The organism is Maribrevibacterium harenarium (assembly GCF_006385675.1).
In the GTDB taxonomy this organism is placed as follows: domain Bacteria; phylum Pseudomonadota; class Gammaproteobacteria; order Pseudomonadales; family Marinomonadaceae; genus Marinomonas; species Marinomonas harenarium.
Genome location: NZ_VFRR01000017.1, coordinates 61,978 through 79,919, shown reverse-complemented (window position 1 = coordinate 79,919; position 17,942 = coordinate 61,978). Strand labels below are relative to the sequence as shown.

General features: G+C 48.2%; 17 protein-coding genes. 7 read left to right on the top strand and 10 right to left on the bottom strand.

Going from position 1 to position 17,942, the window contains the following annotated elements; all coding sequences use genetic code 11:
- Positions 1 to 78: 78 nt before the first annotated feature.
- The 3 genes from FJM67_RS17520 to FJM67_RS10225 all read right to left on the bottom strand — a co-directional run bounded on the left by FJM67_RS17520 (position 79) and on the right by FJM67_RS10225 (position 2,039).
- Positions 79 to 222, bottom strand: a complete 144-nt coding sequence (locus FJM67_RS17520) for a hypothetical protein (RefSeq protein ID WP_181161473.1) — start codon at positions 220 to 222, stop codon at positions 79 to 81.
- A gap of 153 nt (positions 223 to 375) precedes the next feature.
- Positions 376 to 1,443, bottom strand: coding sequence for a recombinase RecA (gene recA / locus FJM67_RS10230; RefSeq protein ID WP_140589005.1), 1,068 nt, complete (start codon positions 1,441 to 1,443; stop codon positions 376 to 378).
- A 107-nt stretch (positions 1,444 to 1,550) separates the two neighbouring features.
- The gene (locus FJM67_RS10225) at positions 1,551 to 2,039 is read right to left on the bottom strand and encodes a CinA family protein (RefSeq protein ID WP_140589004.1); all 489 of its coding nucleotides are present in this window, start codon (positions 2,037 to 2,039) and stop codon (positions 1,551 to 1,553) included.
- Positions 2,040 to 2,116: 77 nt separating this feature from the next.
- On the opposite strand from FJM67_RS10225, the gene mutS reads away from it, so the two are divergent.
- Together mutS and fdxA are read left to right on the top strand one after the other, a co-directional pair.
- Positions 2,117 to 4,735 (top strand): DNA mismatch repair protein MutS, encoded by a 2,619-nt coding sequence (gene mutS, locus FJM67_RS10220; RefSeq protein ID WP_140589002.1) that lies wholly within the window; start codon positions 2,117 to 2,119, stop codon positions 4,733 to 4,735.
- 101 nt (positions 4,736 to 4,836) lie between these two features.
- Positions 4,837 to 5,160, top strand: a complete 324-nt coding sequence (gene fdxA, locus FJM67_RS10215; RefSeq protein WP_140589000.1) for a ferredoxin FdxA — start codon at positions 4,837 to 4,839, stop codon at positions 5,158 to 5,160.
- A 433-nt stretch (positions 5,161 to 5,593) separates the two neighbouring features.
- Here the strand turns inward: fdxA and FJM67_RS10210 are convergent, their stop codons facing one another.
- Positions 5,594 to 6,796: an EAL and HDOD domain-containing protein gene (locus FJM67_RS10210; RefSeq protein WP_140588998.1), complete on the bottom strand. Its 1,203-nt coding sequence runs from the start codon at positions 6,794 to 6,796 to the stop codon at positions 5,594 to 5,596.
- A 164-nt stretch (positions 6,797 to 6,960) separates the two neighbouring features.
- On the opposite strand from FJM67_RS10210, the gene ilvD reads away from it, so the two are divergent.
- The 3 genes from ilvD (at position 6,961) to FJM67_RS10195 (ending at position 10,980) form a co-directional block, all read left to right on the top strand.
- Positions 6,961 to 8,805, top strand: a complete 1,845-nt coding sequence (gene ilvD, locus FJM67_RS10205; protein ID WP_140588996.1) for a dihydroxy-acid dehydratase — start codon at positions 6,961 to 6,963, stop codon at positions 8,803 to 8,805.
- A gap of 78 nt (positions 8,806 to 8,883) precedes the next feature.
- A complete protein-coding gene (locus FJM67_RS10200; RefSeq protein WP_140588994.1) occupies positions 8,884 to 9,726 on the top strand; it encodes a 23S rRNA (adenine(2030)-N(6))-methyltransferase RlmJ in 843 nt (280 codons plus the stop codon).
- A gap of 27 nt (positions 9,727 to 9,753) precedes the next feature.
- Positions 9,754 to 10,980 carry a sensor domain-containing diguanylate cyclase gene (locus tag FJM67_RS10195; RefSeq protein WP_140588992.1) on the top strand — a complete coding sequence of 409 codons (1,227 nt, stop codon included), beginning with the start codon at positions 9,754 to 9,756 and terminating at the stop codon, positions 10,978 to 10,980.
- A 6-nt stretch (positions 10,981 to 10,986) separates the two neighbouring features.
- On the opposite strand, the gene FJM67_RS10190 is transcribed toward FJM67_RS10195, so the two are convergent.
- The gene (locus tag FJM67_RS10190; RefSeq protein WP_140588990.1) at positions 10,987 to 11,406 is read right to left on the bottom strand and encodes a secondary thiamine-phosphate synthase enzyme YjbQ; all 420 of its coding nucleotides are present in this window, start codon (positions 11,404 to 11,406) and stop codon (positions 10,987 to 10,989) included.
- Positions 11,407 to 11,409: 3 nt separating this feature from the next.
- A complete protein-coding gene (gene folA, locus FJM67_RS10185; protein WP_140588988.1) occupies positions 11,410 to 11,910 on the bottom strand; it encodes a type 3 dihydrofolate reductase in 501 nt (166 codons plus the stop codon).
- Positions 11,911 to 12,017: 107 nt separating this feature from the next.
- On the opposite strand from folA, the gene FJM67_RS10180 reads away from it, so the two are divergent.
- Positions 12,018 to 12,869 carry a thymidylate synthase gene (locus tag FJM67_RS10180; RefSeq protein ID WP_140588986.1) on the top strand — a complete coding sequence of 284 codons (852 nt, stop codon included), beginning with the start codon at positions 12,018 to 12,020 and terminating at the stop codon, positions 12,867 to 12,869.
- Between the two features lie 60 nt (positions 12,870 to 12,929).
- Here the strand turns inward: FJM67_RS10180 and lgt are convergent, their stop codons facing one another.
- Genes lgt through FJM67_RS10165 form a run of 3 tightly spaced genes read right to left on the bottom strand, consistent with a single transcriptional unit; the run spans position 12,930 to position 16,559 of the window.
- Positions 12,930 to 13,727 carry a prolipoprotein diacylglyceryl transferase gene (gene lgt, locus FJM67_RS10175; protein ID WP_140588985.1) on the bottom strand — a complete coding sequence of 266 codons (798 nt, stop codon included), beginning with the start codon at positions 13,725 to 13,727 and terminating at the stop codon, positions 12,930 to 12,932.
- Positions 13,728 to 13,734: 7 nt separating this feature from the next.
- The gene (ptsP, locus tag FJM67_RS10170) at positions 13,735 to 16,026 is read right to left on the bottom strand and encodes a phosphoenolpyruvate--protein phosphotransferase (protein ID WP_140588983.1); all 2,292 of its coding nucleotides are present in this window, start codon (positions 16,024 to 16,026) and stop codon (positions 13,735 to 13,737) included.
- 32 nt (positions 16,027 to 16,058) lie between these two features.
- Positions 16,059 to 16,559: an RNA pyrophosphohydrolase gene (locus FJM67_RS10165; RefSeq protein WP_140588981.1), complete on the bottom strand. Its 501-nt coding sequence runs from the start codon at positions 16,557 to 16,559 to the stop codon at positions 16,059 to 16,061.
- 137 nt (positions 16,560 to 16,696) lie between these two features.
- Here FJM67_RS10165 and FJM67_RS10160 point away from each other — a divergent pair, with 137 nt between their 5' ends.
- Entirely contained in the window at positions 16,697 to 17,362 is a 666-nt protein-coding gene (locus tag FJM67_RS10160; protein WP_140588980.1) for a histidinol-phosphatase, read from the top strand.
- Between the two features lie 63 nt (positions 17,363 to 17,425).
- Here the strand turns inward: FJM67_RS10160 and FJM67_RS10155 are convergent, their stop codons facing one another.
- Positions 17,426 to 17,920, bottom strand: coding sequence for a hypothetical protein (locus FJM67_RS10155; RefSeq protein WP_140588978.1), 495 nt, complete (start codon positions 17,918 to 17,920; stop codon positions 17,426 to 17,428).
- Positions 17,921 to 17,942 lie beyond the last annotated feature (22 nt).

Here is a 17,942-nt window from a genome sequence, read left to right as displayed (position 1 = left end):
ATCACTTAGAGTAAAAATAAGACGAGAGAAAAACGGCAGGATCAGCTGATCGGAATAGACCGAAACGAGCGATCGCAATCACCGGAATACGCATTTATCTTCATCCATCGTTTCCGCTTCACCATTTGGTGTTGATGAAGACTTGCGATAAAACCAAATAGCCACCACCAATATCAGCAGCGCCACTACAAAAAATGCAATGAGCCCAGTAAAAAAAGTCATGATAGTAAGCTCTTATCTCCTTGTTCTGTCACTTAAGAATAGTGTGCTTGCCTGCGATACTCCAGATCTGAAATCAACTTCCACTCAAATTGAGGGCAAAAAAAAGAGTCGCTAAACTAGCTTAGCGACTCTTTTATATGGATAGAGCGACTGCTAGAAGTCTAGCTCTTCTGTTTCTTGGTCTTGCTCACTTTCTGTATCGACTGGCGCACCCTTAGGAGCAGGAGAGGATAACAGCTCAGCACGAATCTTAGCCTCGATTTCTGCCGCAATACTAGGATTATCAGATAAGTACTGGGCAGCGTTTGCTTTACCTTGACCAATTTTGTTGCCGCCGTAGGCATACCAAGCCCCAGCTTTGTCAATGAACCCCTGCTTCACACCCAGATCAATAATCTCACCCATACGGTAAATACCACTACCGTACATGATCTGGAATTCAGCTTGTTTAAACGGAGGCGCAATCTTATTTTTCACCACTTTCACGCGAGTCTCGTTACCGATGACCTCATCGCCTTGCTTAACTGAACCAATCCGGCGGATGTCCAAACGTACCGAGCTGTAAAATTTCAGGGCGTTACCACCTGTAGTGGTCTCTGGGGAACCAAACATAACCCCGATCTTCATACGAATCTGGTTAATAAAAATCACCAAACAATTTGCATGCTTAATAGAGCCTGTCAGTTTACGCATTGCTTGGGATAACAAACGCGCCTGAACACCAACAGAGGAATCACCCATTTCCCCTTCGATCTCTGACTTCGGTACTAGTGCCGCCACCGAGTCGACGATAATCACGTCCACCGCATTCGAACGCACAAGGCTGTCACAAATCTCTAAGGCTTGTTCACCGGTATCTGGCTGAGACACGATGAGTTCACCAAGATCCACCCCCAATTTCTGAGCATAAATCGGGTCTAATGCGTGCTCCGCATCGATAAACGCACAATTCTTACCTTGCTTTTGTGCTTCGGCGATAACACTCAAAGTTAAAGTCGTTTTACCGGAAGATTCAGGACCATAGATTTCACAGATACGGCCGTAGGGTAGACCACCTGCACCCAAGGCAATATCAAGTCCCAATGAGCCAGTGGAAACCGTTTCGATGTCCAGTTTGGCACCTTCTCCCATTTTCATAATGGCGCCTTTACCAAATTGGCGCTCAATTTGTGCCAGCGCCGCATCCAGCGCTTTCTTACGGTTATCTGCAGTATTTGCCATAATCTATGCCCTTGTCATTTTCAGGTATTAGATAAAAAAGTATGGAAATAACTCTAACTGGTTTTCACAGCGATCTCAAGAAAAATACTGTATAAATAAACAGATTTTTATTTGCTGCGCGATACGATACCCGTCAGGGCTTCAGTGACTGCTGCCAACCGAACGGCATCACGATCACCGTCAAATTGATATCTGACCACTTCCGCCGCTTTGCCGCGCACTTGCCAACCGATGTAAACACAACCCACCGGCTTTTCAGCTGTACCGCCGTCAGGCCCTGCCACACCGCTGACAGCTACAGCAATATCCCCACCAATAGTGAGTGCGCCAGCGCACATTTGTGTGACGGTTTCTTCACTGACCGCCCCAAATTCCATTAAGGTACTGCCGGTAACGTTTAACACACGCTGTTTAACTTCGTTGGCATAGCAGGTCACACCGCCATAAAACCAAGCCGAGCTACCCGGTAAATCGGTACACATGGCACCAATTAATCCGCCAGTACAAGATTCTGCCGTGATAAGTTGCCATTCACGCTGCCCTAGCGTCTCCGCAACTTGCTGCACTAAGGCTTCAACAGTTTGTGAAACTTGCATTTTTATCCTCTTAATTCTCGTAAGTGATTGCCTTAGAATACCGTCTCTTTTTCGAACCGCAACCGAGCTGAGGAATCATGACTCAATCAGACAACCATACCCCGATGATGCGTCAATATTTTGGCCTGAAATCACAGCATCCCAATCAGCTACTGTTTTACCGGATGGGGGATTTCTATGAGTTGTTTTATGACGATGCAAAACGTGCGGCTCAGCTATTGGACATCACCTTAACAGCACGGGGGCATTCGGGCGGCAAACCAATCCCTATGGCGGGCATCCCGTTTCATGCGGCAGAAAACTATATTGCTCGTTTGGTTCGCATGGGAGAATCTGTTGTCATTGCCGAACAAGTAGGCGACCCTGCCACGAGCAAAGGCCCCGTTGAGCGCCAAGTCTCGCGTATTGTTACCCCAGGCACCATCAGTGATGAAGCCTTCTTAGAAGAGAAACAAGAAAACCTACTAGTCGCCCTTGCTCACACATTAAGGAAGGGCATCGACGTGTTTGGCTTCGCTTATTTGGATATGGCAAGCGGGCGCTTTTGTCTATTCGAGGTAGACGGCACGAGTAACCTACAATCCGAACTGGCACGTCTCGCGCCAAAAGAAATATTGCTTTCAGAAGATTTTCCCGAGCGAGAAGCGATCACCTTAACAAAAGGCGTGAGTGAACTTGGGCCTTGGCATTTTGATTTTGAATCCAGCTATCGGCAGTTAATACAGCAGTTCAATACCAAGGACTTAGTGGGCTTTGGTTGTGAAAACTTGACCGCCGCCATCGCTGCCGCCGGTGCGCTATTGCAGTACGCCAAAGATACCCAACGCTCGGCACTGCCCCATATTCAATCGATTAGTGTCGAACAAAGAGACGAGACCGTACTGATCGATAGTGCCACCCGTCGCAATCTAGAGATTGATCAAAATCTTGCCGGCACCCAATTAAATACCTTAGCCAGTGTGCTAGACACAGCTGCCACAGCAATGGGGTCAAGGTTGCTGAAGCGCTGGCTACACGCACCAACACGTAATTTAAATGAAATCCAATCCCGTCAAGAAGCTGTTGCGGAGCTTTTGGCCGGTTTCGATATCAGCTCGCTGGCGACTCAACTAAAACAAGTCGGCGATCTTGAACGCATCTTATCTCGAGTAGCATTGCGCTCAGCCCGTCCTCGGGATCTATTAAGATTACGCATTGCACTAGAAGCTTTTCCTTTAGTTAGGGAGCTATTACTTCCTTATAAAAGCAGTCGTTTAAGCAATCTTTACCAGCGTATCCAGGAACTACCAAGCTTAGCCGCTGAATTAGCCCAGGCACTGGTTGAAAATCCCCCTTCCGTCATTCGTGATGGCGGCGTCTTCGCGCAAGGCTATGATGCAGAACTGGATGAACTAATCAATTTATCCACCAATGCCACTGACTATTTGGCCGATTTGGAAACGCGGGAAAAGGAAAAAACCGGCATTAGCTCGTTAAAAGTAGGCTATAACCGGGTGCACGGTTACTACATTGAGATTAGCCGCCTACATTCAGACCAAGTACCGGTAGAATATGTGCGACGCCAGACTCTGAAAAATGCCGAGCGTTTTATTACGCCAGAACTTAAAACCTTTGAAGACAAGGCACTGAGCGCTAAATCAAAAGCCTTGGCGCGGGAAAAACAGCTCTATGAGGAACTGCTAGACACTCTCAATAGTCACTTACCGTCGCTACAAACGAGCAGCCAAGCTATCGCTGAGTTAGATGTGTTGGGATGCTTTGCGGAACGGGCGGAGCGCTTGCATTTTTGTCGCCCAGAAATGCATGAAAGAGGCGGGATTGACATTATTGGTGGTCGTCATCCGGTCGTCGAAGCTGTGATTTCAGATCCCTTTATCCCGAACGATTTGAAGCTCAACCAGAACCGTAGTTTATTGATGATTACCGGCCCAAATATGGGGGGTAAATCTACCTATATGCGCCAAGTTGCGCTGATTACCTTGTTAGCCCACACAGGCTCTTTTGTCCCCGCCGAAGCGGCTTCTATCTCGGTGGTCGATCGCATTTTTACCCGTATGGGATCGTCCGATGATCTGGCAGGTGGGCGCTCCACTTTTATGGTGGAAATGACGGAAACCGCCAATATTTTAAATAACGCTACCCGTCACAGCTTAGTGCTGATGGACGAGGTTGGACGCGGCACCAGTACTTTTGATGGACTTTCTCTAGCGTGGGCAGCCGTTGAACAATTAGCCACTCAAACCAAAGCCTACGTGCTATTTGCCACCCATTATTTTGAACTCACTGCCCTAGCAGACAGCCTACCTACGGCAGCCAATGTACACTTATCCGCCACCGAATACGAAGACGATATTGTCTTTATGCATCAAGTTCACGAAGGACCCGCTAGCCAATCCTATGGTCTGCAGGTAGCACAATTGGCGGGGGTACCTAGGTCAGTGGTAGTAGCAGCAAAAGCCAAGCTACAGCAACTAGAACAAGGGGATAAGAACAATGCAAGCTCCTTGGTTTCACATGAGCCAACGAAGCAACGCTCGGTCAAAGCACCTGAACCAATTCAAGGGGATATGTTTCTGACACCTGCCACGCATCCAGTCGTTGACGCGTTGATAGACACAGACATCAACAACTTAACGCCTCTTGAAGCCTTAAACCTATTAGCAAAACTTCAACAAAACGCAAAATCTATAAGCTAATGACAGATAAGTTTAGTGGGACAAGGGCTTCGCCCTTGCCGCACTGATCCTATAACCTCTAAAATAGCCCTATATCAACGACTATTTTGAGGAAAAAGCTGATGGCTTTCATCGTAACTGACAACTGTATCCGCTGTAAGTACACAGACTGTGTTGAGGTTTGCCCTGTAGACTGTTTCTATGAAGGCCCTAACTTCCTAGCAATTAACCCTGACGAGTGTATTGATTGCGCCCTATGTGAGCCAGAGTGCCCTGCTGGTGCAATCTTCTCCGAGGATGAACTTCCGGACGGTCAAGACGTGTTTGTAGAGCTAAACCGTGAATTGGCGTTGATTTGGCCAAATATCACCGAGAAGAAGGATGCTTTGCCAGATGCGGCACAGTGGGATGGAGTGGAAGACAAGCTTGAGCATTTAGAGCGCTAAGTTAGCGCTTTATTGCAGGCAAAAAGAAGGGCAGCCTAGGCTGCCCGTTTTTTTGCCACCGTCCGTAGTAGCAACTCATCAATGAGTCAGGACTCCTGTCCCATCCTCCTTGCGATCCAACCTACCTTGGCTTGACACTGGTCCATAGTGAAATGACTGTCCTAGTCGCAACATCCTGTTGTTTCTCTTCCTAAGCATCCTATGTCCGTAATGCTTTCCTAGCATCAGCTTGTCCTAAGCCATTCATCCTTGTTTCCGTTTGGATGAGTCAACTATAACCAAAGTTCGCGCCTTTGCAAAATTTCAAAAAAAATGAAAAATCAGAATTTTATACATATAATTCAAAAGGTTAGATAAAAATACCGAGGAATTTCTAGTGGCTTGACAGAATATTCATACAAATCCCACAGCCATGTAAGAAAAGGACTACAGCCTAAATAGATTGGGTAAATTCACGCGCCCATTTCACCGCATCAACATAAGCAACGGTTAGGGTTTCCGAATCATTGACGTTGCTGATCACACGATGTTTTTCGTAGTCTTCTACCAAGTCGAGAACCTGCCCAACTCGTCCAGTGCGCCCGATAATGGCGTCAATAAAATCATTGGGCAGAGGCAACTCAGCTAAAACTTCGTCAAGATTCGCTCCCATCACCACATCTATCATCGACAACATACCAGCAAGGAAGTATCTATCCTCACTGGCATATCCCCGCGCCTTGGCAAAGAGTTCGGCGTGCTTCGCGCGAACCAGTATTTGCTCTAGCAATACCTCCCGATCCGAGGTCATCTCCGACATTAACAGCAAATTAGTCAATGACTTCAAACGCTCAACACCGATCAGCATGATAGCCAAGCGCACCGAGTCGACGGCGGCGACTAGGCCGGTAATTGGGGAATTGAGGTAACGTAATAGCTTGTGAACTAAACCAACATCCTGACAAACTATTTTTTCCAGCTCGACCACGGATATATCGTCAGCCCGCAACAATGACGCCATCAACTGCAACAGCGTCATGTGGTTCACTTTCGATGCTTTACCACTGACAGATTCCGGACGCTCAAAGAAGTAGCCTTGGTAGAAATCAATATCCAATACGCGGGCGAAATGAAACTCTTCCCAGGTTTCAATTTTCTCGGCAATGATCTTCACGCCAAATGGTTTCAGCATCTCGACCTGTTCACAAAATGCTTCCTGTGACATGGCTTGAATATCGAGTTTTACATAGGTCGCCAACTCTACAAATGGGGTCAGCTTAGGCTCAAACACAAAATCATCCAGTGCTAAGACAAAGCCAGCTTTCACCCAACGCCGGAGTGCGGCCAGCAATACCGCATCAAAACCAGCACCTTCTAACACTTCAATAACGGTATGTTCGCGCGGCAATGGGACACCGCTGGGGTTCACTAAGTAGCTGCGTGGAAAATTGATAAAGGCTTTGCCGCTACCAATTAAATTGTGCAAGCCAATGTCCATCAAACAAGATGACACCACTTGAGCCGTCGCTCCCACAGGGTCGATAACGTTAGCTTCTAGTTCGGTTACCTCCCTTCGGTAGAGCAACTCATAAGCGAATGTTGCTAACGAGTTATCAACGATGGGCTGACGCGCAATCACAACATTGCGGGTGTTCATTGATTCAAACCTTTTTATCGACGCTTGTTATTAGCTTACTTGAGAACAAGCGTATTTATACTAATTCTGGTCACAGTATATTGCCAAATATACATTGGGCGACAGGAATAATCTTGGTAACATGCTTCGATAAACAAAGCAAAATAATTGTTGTGGGGATAGAAATGCCAGAATATCGTTCCAAGACCTCTACTGCAGGTCGTAACATGGCAGGCGCACGTGCGCTATGGCGTGCAACCGGCATGAAAGACGAAGACTTTCATAAGCCGATTATCGCGGTTGCCAACTCTTTTACCCAGTTTGTTCCAGGTCACGTACATCTAAAAGATATGGGACAATTGGTCGCGCGCGAAATTGAAGCAGCAGGCGGCGTTGCCAAAGAATTCAACACAATCGCGGTCGACGATGGTATCGCCATGGGCCACGACGGTATGCTTTACAGCTTACCTTCCCGTGACCTAATCGCAGACTCGGTTGAATATATGGTTAATGCCCATTGTGCTGATGCCCTAGTGTGTATTTCCAACTGTGACAAAATCACCCCAGGGATGTTAATGGCGGCCATGCGTCTCAACATTCCCGTTATTTTCGTTTCCGGTGGTCCAATGGAAGCCGGCAAAACCAAATTGTCTGAGCATAAACTGGATTTGGTCGATGCCATGGTTATCGCCGCCGACTCCAGTGTTTCTGACGAAGTAGTAGCCGAAATCGAGCGTTCAGCCTGCCCAACTTGTGGTTCTTGCTCTGGTATGTTTACCGCGAACTCCATGAACTGTTTGACGGAAGCATTAGGCTTGAGTTTGCCGGGTAACGGTACTGTTCTAGCCACCCATGCGGACCGCAAAGAGCTGTTCCTAGAAGCTGGACGTCGTATTGTAGAGATTACTAAACGCTACTACGAAAACGATGAAGAACGCTGGTTGCCACGCGCCATCGCTTCCTTCGAAGCGTTTGAAAACGCCATGACACTTGATATTGCCATGGGTGGTTCTACCAACACCATCCTACACTTATTAGCGATTGCCCGGGAAGCTGGCGTGGATTTCACCATGCAGGATATCGACCGTCTATCTCGCAAGGTACCACAGCTATGTAAAGTTGCCCCAAATACGCAGAAATACCATATCGAAGACGTGCACCGTGCCGGTGGTATTTTTGGCCTACTGGGCGAGCTGAACCGTGCGGGAATCCTACATAATCAAGTTCACACAGTACACTCAGATACACTTTTAGACGGGTTGAAAAAGTGGGACATCATGGAGTCTCCTACTCCTGAAGTGGTGGAGTTCTACAAAGCTGGTCCTGCTGGCATCCCGACTCAGGTCGCCTTCAGCCAAGCAACCCGCTGGCCAACATTAGACGGTGACCGTGCCAATGGCTGTATCCGTTCCCTAGAGAATGCCTTCTCTTTAGAAGGTGGCTTAGCGGTACTGTACGGTAATATTGCCGAAGATGGCTGTGTGGTGAAAAGCGCCGGTGTTGATGAGTCGATCCTCGTGTTTGAAGGTAAAGCACACGTCACTGAATCTCAGGATGAAGCCGTTAAAAATATCCTCGACGACAAGGTTGAAGCAGGCGATGTGGTGATCGTACGCTACGAAGGTCCACGTGGCGGCCCAGGCATGCAAGAAATGTTGTACCCAACGTCCTACATCAAGTCCAAAGGGCTAGGCAAAGCCTGTGCCCTACTGACCGATGGTCGTTTCTCCGGCGGTACTTCTGGTTTATCAATTGGTCACGTATCACCAGAAGCAGCAGCGGGTGGTGCTATCGGCCTAGTGGAAAATGGTGATCGTATCTTGATTGACATTCCGAATCGTTCAATCAACGTACTGCTATCGGATGAAGAGTTAGCCGCCCGTCGCGCCGCAATGGAAGCTAAAGGTGCCGATGCGTGGAAACCAGCGAAAGAACGTCCACGTAAAGTGTCTCCGGCATTGAAAGTGTACGCTCACTTTGCGACTAGCGCCGACAAAGGTGCAGTGCGCGATCTGGATCAATTAGACTGATCCAGATACCATAGCAGGTAGACATACCAGCCGCACTCCGTAATCGGGTGCGGCTTTTTTAATCTTCTAGGAATCGTTATGCTCAGCTACCGACATATCTATCATGCAGGCAATCACGCCGACATTCTGAAACACATCGTCGTCAGCGAGATCTGCCACCACTTAGTCAAAAAAGACAACCCGTTCTTCTATCTTGATACCCATGCGGGTATTGGTTTGTATGAGCTGTCCTCGGATCAAGCCCAACTGAACCGAGAATTCGATAGTGGTATTGCTAAGCTAATGAACTGCCCTGACGTACCAGAAGCAGTACAACGCTATTTAGATATCGTGAATGAGCTAAACCCAGATGGTCAGCTTAGGCTCTACCCCGGCAGCCCCAAGGTAGTCGACGCCTATGTGCGTCAGAAAGACAAATTACATCTGTGTGAATTACATCCCAATGACTATCCGCTATTAGCGGCACTATTTCCAAATAAGCGTCGAGCTAACGTGGAAAAAGGTGATGGCTTTGCTGCCGTAAAAGCCATGCTACCCCCTCCACAAAAACGGGGGTTTGTGCTCATGGATCCCCCTTATGAAGTGAAGAAAGACTACCAAACGGTAGTAAAAACACTGGAACAAGGTGTTTCCCGTTTCTCCCAGGGTACCTACGCCATCTGGTATCCGGTGCTCTCACGCAAACAAGCCGACGATTTGCTTAAAGCAGTCGAATCCACCAAAATTCGTAATATACTGCTACTGGAACTCAATATTCGTGATACGGAAAAGAACCGCGGCATGGCCGGAAGTGGTATGATTGTCGTCAATCCACCTTGGACCATGGAAAAAGAAGCTCAAGCATTTATGCCGTTTCTGACTAAGCTATTGGCAGAAGATCAGGATGCGCATTATCAGCTGCGTTGGATTACTCCAGAGTAACTCTGTTTATTTGTTGAGGAAAATAGGATGAATACCGTATTTGCACAAGCATTCTACCTGATGCCGACGCCTGCATTCGTTGTCGATATTCAAAGCGGTGCTATCACGGCAATGAACGAGCGCTTTGAACTCTTATTCCGTAACCTCGGCGAACAACCCGTACAACAGTGGCAGCAATTACTCAACAGTGAGGACTGCGGCGAGCTTCTTAATATACACTCAGCCGCCCGAGCCAAAACGCTGGAGCAACTTTCTTTAGCGCTACACATTGGCACTCAAGCCGTTGCCAGTGAAGTCAGCGTGCGTGCCTTAGACAAGCAGCATTTGCTTGCCTACATCACCTCAACCGAGCATATGGACTTGAGTATCGCGGAAAACACCTTACTGAAATTTGCATTAACCGAGTCATCTGCTGGTTTATGGTTGTGGGATATTCGCGAAAATCGTATCTCCTGTTCCCCTTCCATCGCTACGTTACTCGGATGCGGCATTGAAAATACTCCGCACAATTCTAAGCAGTGGCATGCCATGATTCATAAAGATGATGTGGAAAAGTTTGTCCGTACCGTCAATGAGCACGTGGAACATCGCCAGACCTACTACGAAGCAGAGTATCGCATTCGTCGTGCCAATGATGAATACATTTGGGTGAGAGAGCGGGGACGCACTTTCAGTCACGACACTGACGGTGCTATCACGAAAGTGATTGGCTTTGTCGAGAACATCAGCCACCAGAAAGCCCTAGAAGAACATTTACGTAGCCAAGCCACCTTCGACGAACTAACTGGCTTATTGAATCGTGGCGCGGCTATTACTCACTTTGCTAAGCAAATTGGTCTGGCGAAACGCCAATATACACCGCTGACCATGGCGAAAATCGATTTGGATGCCCGTGGGCTTTTGGCTGAGATGCCATTAGAGCGCCGTAATAATGCGATTCACTCATCGGCCCGTTACTTCTACAAAAAAATTCGTGAAGCCGATATTTTAGCTCGGGTAGCCCAGGATAAACTGTTGCTGCTATTACCCAATACCAGCCTCAAAGATGCCCAGAAGCTTCTAGAAAAAGCCCTCAAACCCAGCGAGGAAGAGCAAAAAGTTTTAGCCTATGGCGATGCCCATCAAGCGAACTTTTGTGTTGGTTTGGCCACCTTCCCAGAAGATGGCGAAACCGTTGACGAACTAGCACAAAGCGCCAACGCGGCCGTAGAACAAGGCCGCGCCAACGGCATTGGTATCTCTATTTTTCACTGACGTGAATCATTCACCGTTAAGGGTTAACAAGATCCGCCGGGAACCGCCATGGTCCCGGTGCTCTCCTAAATAAATCCCTTGCCAAGTCCCCAAGTATAATCGCCCATCCCGGATCGGTAGGGTCAAGCTCGTACCAAACAGGCTAGCCTTGATATGAGCTGGCATATCATCAGCACCTTCGTAAGTGTGGCGATAGTAGGGTTGATTTTCTGGCACCATATGGCAAAGATGCGCTTCCATATCACTACGCACCAAAGGGTCCGCGTTTTCATTCAAGGTAAGTGAGGCTGAAGTATGTAGCAGCTGTAGGTGCAACAGACCCATTTTCACTGGAGCAAACTGCTGCACGGCCGCATCGATTTCGCTAGAAATGAGATGAAAACCGCGGGAACGTGGCTTTAACTGTATTTCTCGCTGCTGCCACATGGGTTAAGCCCGCTCGTAAATAGCAAAGCGGTAGTCATAGGGATTGGGGCCTTCTGCAGAGAAGCACTCCTCACCGCGTTTCTCGAACGCGTTCCAGTCGACTTCTGGGAAAAAGGCGTCGCCATTCACTTCCGCATCCACATGGGTAATATAGAGGCGATCAGCCCGAGGTAATGCTTGTCCATATATTTGAGCACCACCAATCACCATCACTTCTTCATGACCATCCACCAGACAAATATCTTCACCCAGCTGAATCGCCGCTTCTAGGGTATTCACCACATCAACACCCACTGGGGCATATTCCGGGTTACGAGAAATCACGATATTGCGACGTCCTGGCAGCGGTCTACCGATGGACTCAAACGTATTGCGTCCCATGATAATGGGTTTACCCATAGTAACTTGCTTGAAATACTTTAAGTCATTGGGCAAATGCCACGGCAGAGCGTTATTGATCCCGATAACTCGGTTACTAGACATAGCGACGATCAGCGACAGCATAGGGTTTCCTCAATTCTTCGTAACTAGTTGCTCAACAACAGCCGTTCTAAGGCCGCCGGAGTCTGTTATAATTTGCCGTCCATTATACCGAGTGCGGAACAGATTGCATGAAACAATACCTTGATCTTAGCCAGCGCATTATTGATGAAGGCCAGTGGGTTGCAAATGAACGCACTGGCAAGCGTTGCCTTACCCTAATCAATGCCGACCTAACCTACGATGTGGGTAATGGTGAGTTTCCCTTGGTGACCACCCGTAAGAGCTACTGGAAGTCAGCGGTTGCCGAAATGCTGGGGTACTTACGGGGCTATGACAACGCTGCGGATTTCCGCGCCCTAGGTACGAAAACCTGGGATGCTAACGCCAATGATAATGAAGCCTGGCTAAACAACCCCTATCGCAAGGGAGTGGATGATATGGGCCTTTGTTATGGCGCTATCGGTCGCAACTTCCCGAAACCCGATGGTGGCACCATCGACCTATTGCGCCAAATCGTCGATGATTTGAGTGCAAAAAAAGACAATCGTGGCGAGATCCTTACCTTCTACCACCCTGGCGCTTTCCATATGGCTTGTCTGCGACCATGTATGTACAGCCATCACTTTAGCCTATTAGGCGATACCCTGTATCTCAACAGCACCCAACGCAGCTGTGATGTACCGCTGGGGCTAAATTTCAATATGGTGCAGGTTTACTTTTTGTTAGCGATTATGGCGCAAATTACTGGCAACAAACCGGGCAAGGCCTACCACAAGATCGTGAATGCTCATATTTACGAAGATCAGCTGGAATTGATGCGAGACGTGCAACTTAAACGGGAACCCTTCCCCGCTCCCACATTTCATATCAATCCGGATATTCGCTCCTTAGAAGACTTGGAAACCTGGGTAACTCTGGACGACTTCAGTGTAGAGGGTTATCAGTACCATGAGCCCATCGCCTACCCCTTTTCGGTATAAACAAAAAGGGCGTTGAGATACTCAACGCCCTTTTTTAGATCTCAACGAGATTACCGCACCTTACGCCTTGGGAAAACGCTGCAAGCGGTACCCCAAGACAACTAGCCCGGCCCCTAACAGCACCATCGGCAGGGACAGTAATTGCCCCTGAGTAAGCCAACCAAACGCGAGATAGCCGATATGAGCGTCCGGTTCACGGAAAAATTCCACAAGAATACGGAAGATGCCGTAGCACATCAAAAACAAGCCCGACACGCAGTAACGAGGCTTAGCCTTTTGCGAGAAAAACCACAAAATCAAAAATAAAGCGACGCCCTCTAAGGCGAACTGGTACAACTGAGAAGGATGGCGAGGAAGCTGTAGGTAGTCTCCCGGGAAGATCATCGCCCAAGACACATCCGTTGGTCGTCCCCATAACTCGCCACCGATAAAATTACCAATGCGGCCGGTACCTAAGCCGATGGGGACAAACGGTGCACCAAAGTCCGTCACATCGACCAAATGCTTGTTATACTTTTTCGCAAAAAACAGCATGGCCACTACAACGCCCAAGAGTCCGCCATGAAAAGACATCCCTCCTTCCCAAATACGGAATAGCACCAGTGGATTATCAATAAAACTGCTAAACTGATAGAACAGGATATAACCCGTTCTGCCGCCAAGTATTACCCCGACAGCCCCGTAGAAAATCATATCGCTGACCATTTCTTGGGTCCATAAGCCGTTGGAACGTTTGGCTCGATACAACCCAAGATAATAGGCAGAAACAAAACCGATCAGGTACATCAGACCATACCAGTGGATGGAAATGGGCCCGATAGCGATGGCTACTGGATCGATATTTGGGTATGAGATCATGAGTAAATTAACCTAGTTCTGCACTTTTGGAGGGGCGCACCAAACGCTCCACATCGGCTTCACGCATAAGTTGCACCATCGTCTGTTTAACCGCATCGGCGTGAGCCAATGGTAATACTTGATGTAGCATAAAGCGTGCTTGCTCCATGGTAATATTGCGCAATACTGCTTTCACTTTGGGTAAACTGGTAGAGCTCATCGACAAGGTGTCATAACCCATGGCCATGATTAGAATAGCTCCCATCGGATCACCCGCCATTTCACCACAAACACTTAGCTTCACGCCTTCGTCTTTGACGCTATCGACGATGTTTTGTAATGCACGCAACACGGCCGGGTGGAACGAGTGATACAAATCCGCAACACGGGAGTTGTTCCGATCTACCGCCAATAGATACTGGGTCAGGTCATTACTACCCACCGACATAAAGTCCACCAGCCGCGCTAGTTCTTTCGCCTGATATACTGCCGCCGGCACTTCAATCATAACGCCGACTTGAGGCATCACGACATCATAGCTTTCCTCTTTTAACTCGGCATAGGCACGACGGATAAGAGCTAAAGCATCTTCCACTTCAGCCACATTGGAGATCATCGGCAACATGATTTTCAGATTGTGCAAACCAGCGCTGGCTTTAATCATCGCCCGAATCTGGGCCATAAAAATTTCGAGGTGATCCAAAGTAACGCGGATCCCGCGCCATCCCAAGAAGGGGTTTTCCTCCTTAATGGGGAAATAGGGCAACGCTTTATCACCGCCAATATCCAAGGTACGCATGGTTACTGGAGCGGGGTAAAAACCTTCCAATTGCTGTCGATAAATGAGTTCTTGATCTGCTTCGGTGGGGAAACGGTCACGCACCATAAAAGGCACTTCGGTACGGTACAAACCAATACCCTCGGCACCACGGTCCAAACTGCGATTAATATCTGCACTCAGGCCAGTATTCACAAACAAGCGAATCCTAGCCCCATCTAGGGTTTCACAGGGCAGATCCTTTAGGGTTTGGAACTCTTCTTCGAGTGCTTTTTCTTCGTCGACGATTTGCTGATAGCTTTCCAATAGCGGCGTCGATGGATAGGTGTAAACATTTCCAGCATAGCCGTCAACGATCATATCCACGTTATCGAGCTTGGCAAAAGGGGCATCCACAACCCCCATAACGGTAGGGATCCCCATAGCTCGGGCTAAAATCGCCACGTGGGAGTTACTTGACCCCATCACCGACACCAAGCCTTTGATTTTATCCAAAGGCACTTCACCCAACATTGAAGCGGTGAGTTCTTCCCCCACTAAAATCCCGGGCTCATCAAAGCGATTGGATAAATCCTGATTTTTTTCCTGTAAATGGGACAGAATGCGACGCCCTAGGTCACGAATATCGGTCGCTCGCTCCCGTAGATAGGGATCATCCATTTGGTCAAAATGGGATACATGTAGCTTAATAACCTGCCGTAATGCCCCTGCCGCCCAATTCCCATCTTTAATACGTTTTTCGATTTCCCCTGCAAGAGCATTATCGTCAAGGATTTTCAGATACACATCAAACAAGGCTTTTTCGTCAGCGCTTAGATGCTGACTGAGACGGCTACCGGCACGACGAATATCACAGCGTACCGCATTGAGGGCATCATTGAAGGCCTCTATTTCCCCATCCACATCATTGGTTGGACGATCGGGAATAGCATCTAAGTCAGCCGGAGGAAAAAACACCACCCCTTTACCAATGGCTACACCAGAACTGCCGGGAACACCTTTGTAACGCAAATCAGTTACTGAAGAACGGGTATTGTTATCAGCCAACGTTGCGAACGCACCAGTGGCTTCCGCATGAGCAATAACCCCTGCAAGCTGAGCAGAAAGAGTAATCAGGAAGGCTTCTTCACCTTCATCGAAGCGCCTTTTTTCCTCGTGTTGAACAACTAACACCCCTAGCACTTGGCGATGATGAATAATCGGCACGCCAAGGAAAGACTGGAAGCGTTCCTCGCCAGAACCAGACAGGTAATGGAACGCAGGGTGGGCGTGGGCATCTTCAAGGTTGACTGGCTCTGCTCGGCGGCCAACCAAGCTCACCAAACCTTCGTCAGCTTTGAGGCTAAGTTTGCCCGCACCATCAGAGTTCAAACCCCGGGTCGCCATCAACACATATTCTTGTGTTTTCGGATCCACTAAGTAAATAGAGCATACCTCTGAACGCATGGCACGTCGCACACGACGTACAATGATATCCAGAGCAGCGGGCAACGACTGGGCAGCCGTAACCTCCTGAGTAATGCGGCGCAATAAACTTAGCATAGGGTTCCTTATCTGTTACTACTCAAGCACGCTTACTTGCATTTTTGCGTGCGACTCAACCAACGGTGGGCATTAGGTATCAACTCTTTCAAAGCGCGCCGATAGACATCCTTTTTAAAAGCGACCACTTGACCTAGTGGATACCAGTAGCTGACCCAACGCCAACCATCAAACTCTGGGCAATCTCCACCATCGACACAGACACAAGCGTCGGCGCAACGGATGGACAATAAAAACCATTTTTGTTTTTGACCGATACATAAGGGCTTGCTGTTGTGACGTAGCATGCGCTTAGGCAATCGATAGCGTAACCAGCCTCGGGTTTTACCAAGAATTTCGACCTGATGGGGATCAAGGCCAATTTCTTCTTTTAACTCCCGATAAAGTGCTTCTTCAGGAGTCTCATTGGACTTGATACCACCTTGCGGGAATTGCCAAGCATTCTGCCCAACACGCCTCGCCCAAAGTAGTTGGCCACGCTCGTTCATCAGTATGATGCCCACATTCGGTCTATATCCGTCTGCATCAATCACGAGCTATCACCTTATAACTTAAGAATAAATTGATTTCATTGTTCCACAATTCCCGGTTCCACACAATTCGGCCTGATGTTATTTGTTGTACCTGTGGGTATACTAAACCCACTTTCGATGTGGATAAGGTAAACAGTGTGACTCTTGCGATATTTGACTTAGATGGCACCTTGCTGAACGGGGACAGCGACTACGCGTGGGGACAATTTTTGGTGGATAAAGGGCTAGTAGACGTTGCTGTCTATAAAGAGGCGAACGATCGCTTTTTTGCTCAATACCAAGCGGGGAATCTGGATATTCATGAATATCTAGCCTTTAGTCTGGCGCCACTCACCCAATTCAGCAAAGCAGAATATGAAGCACTGCATAGTGAGTTCATGGAGCAGAAAGTGAAGCCCATGATGCAACAAGAGGCTCACAAGCTACTCCAACACCACCGCAGCCAAGGTCATTACTTGCTAATGATCACCGCGACCAACCAGTTCGTTACCGGCCCCATCGCTGCTAAGTTAGGCTTCGATGACATTATTGCCCCCATTCCAGAAATGGACGGGGAGCGCTACACCGGGAAAGTGGTAGGCATTCCCAGCTTCCAGGATGGTAAAGTAACCAGACTAAACGCTTGGCTGGAACAAACCGGCTACAGTTTAGAAGGCAGTTATTTTTACAGTGACTCCCGTAACGATTTGCCACTACTAGAAATCGTTGATCACCCCATTGCCGTCGATGCTGACTCCGTGCTCACCGAGATCGCCAAAGAGCGTGGCTGGCCACATATATCCCTACGGGATACTCAAGTCTAATAGGCTATATAAGTAGCCCCATCCCCTCTGGTAGGCGATGGAGCTACTTCCAATTTTACGGTATTAGTTCACACCACAAAGTGCCTGCAACTTCTCAGTTAACTGAGTTTCTGTAGCTACAAACTCAGTGTTCGTAAAGTCACCCTGCGAAACCGCGAAAAGCGTCACCTGATCCTCCCTTGCTGCCAACGAGGCTGATACGTCACCCTCGGTATCCAACCAGATAGGATAGTCATAGTCCCGCATTTTAGGTATGGCAATAAAGTTAGCGATTAGGCTTGGCATACCGCTGATATCCGCCAAGTAAACGACCTGACCAACCTTCAGACATTGGCGATTCACATTGCTTAAGCTCTCATCTACAAGATCTTTCGCATCCATATCACGGACAAAAATCAATGTCTGCATTTGCTCGGCAAAAGCAAACGAATTGCCATGCTGATCACTGATTCCCTTCAGATCCACGTAACTGGCATTTGCCACTGGTTGCGGCGCTGTCGCGCAACCACTAGACAGTACAACTGCTCCACCAAGAATTAAGCTACACAACGCTTTCATGTGGTTGCTCCAATTTGCTCGA

Coding starts and splice junctions, on each gene's coding strand:
- FJM67_RS10225 (WP_140589004.1), bottom strand. CDS start 2,039: ATGCAAGTTTCACAAACTGTTGAAGCCTTAGTGCAGCAAGTTGCGGAG.
- fdxA (WP_140589000.1), top strand. CDS start 4,837: ATGGCTTTCATCGTAACTGACAACTGTATCCGCTGTAAGTACACAGAC.
- mutS (WP_140589002.1), top strand. CDS start 2,117: ATGACTCAATCAGACAACCATACCCCGATGATGCGTCAATATTTTGGC.
- FJM67_RS10180 (WP_140588986.1), top strand. CDS start 12,018: ATGAAACAATACCTTGATCTTAGCCAGCGCATTATTGATGAAGGCCAG.
- recA (WP_140589005.1), bottom strand. CDS start 1,443: ATGGCAAATACTGCAGATAACCGTAAGAAAGCGCTGGATGCGGCGCTG.
- FJM67_RS10190 (WP_140588990.1), bottom strand. CDS start 11,406: ATGTGGCAGCAGCGAGAAATACAGTTAAAGCCACGTTCCCGCGGTTTT.
- lgt (WP_140588985.1), bottom strand. CDS start 13,727: ATGATCTCATACCCAAATATCGATCCAGTAGCCATCGCTATCGGGCCC.
- FJM67_RS17520 (WP_181161473.1), bottom strand. CDS start 222: ATGACTTTTTTTACTGGGCTCATTGCATTTTTTGTAGTGGCGCTGCTG.
- FJM67_RS10195 (WP_140588992.1), top strand. CDS start 9,754: ATGAATACCGTATTTGCACAAGCATTCTACCTGATGCCGACGCCTGCA.
- folA (WP_140588988.1), bottom strand. CDS start 11,910: ATGCTGTCGCTGATCGTCGCTATGTCTAGTAACCGAGTTATCGGGATC.
- FJM67_RS10210 (WP_140588998.1), bottom strand. CDS start 6,796: ATGAACACCCGCAATGTTGTGATTGCGCGTCAGCCCATCGTTGATAAC.
- FJM67_RS10200 (WP_140588994.1), top strand. CDS start 8,884: ATGCTCAGCTACCGACATATCTATCATGCAGGCAATCACGCCGACATT.
- ilvD (WP_140588996.1), top strand. CDS start 6,961: ATGCCAGAATATCGTTCCAAGACCTCTACTGCAGGTCGTAACATGGCA.
- FJM67_RS10155 (WP_140588978.1), bottom strand. CDS start 17,920: ATGAAAGCGTTGTGTAGCTTAATTCTTGGTGGAGCAGTTGTACTGTCT.
- ptsP (WP_140588983.1), bottom strand. CDS start 16,026: ATGCTAAGTTTATTGCGCCGCATTACTCAGGAGGTTACGGCTGCCCAG.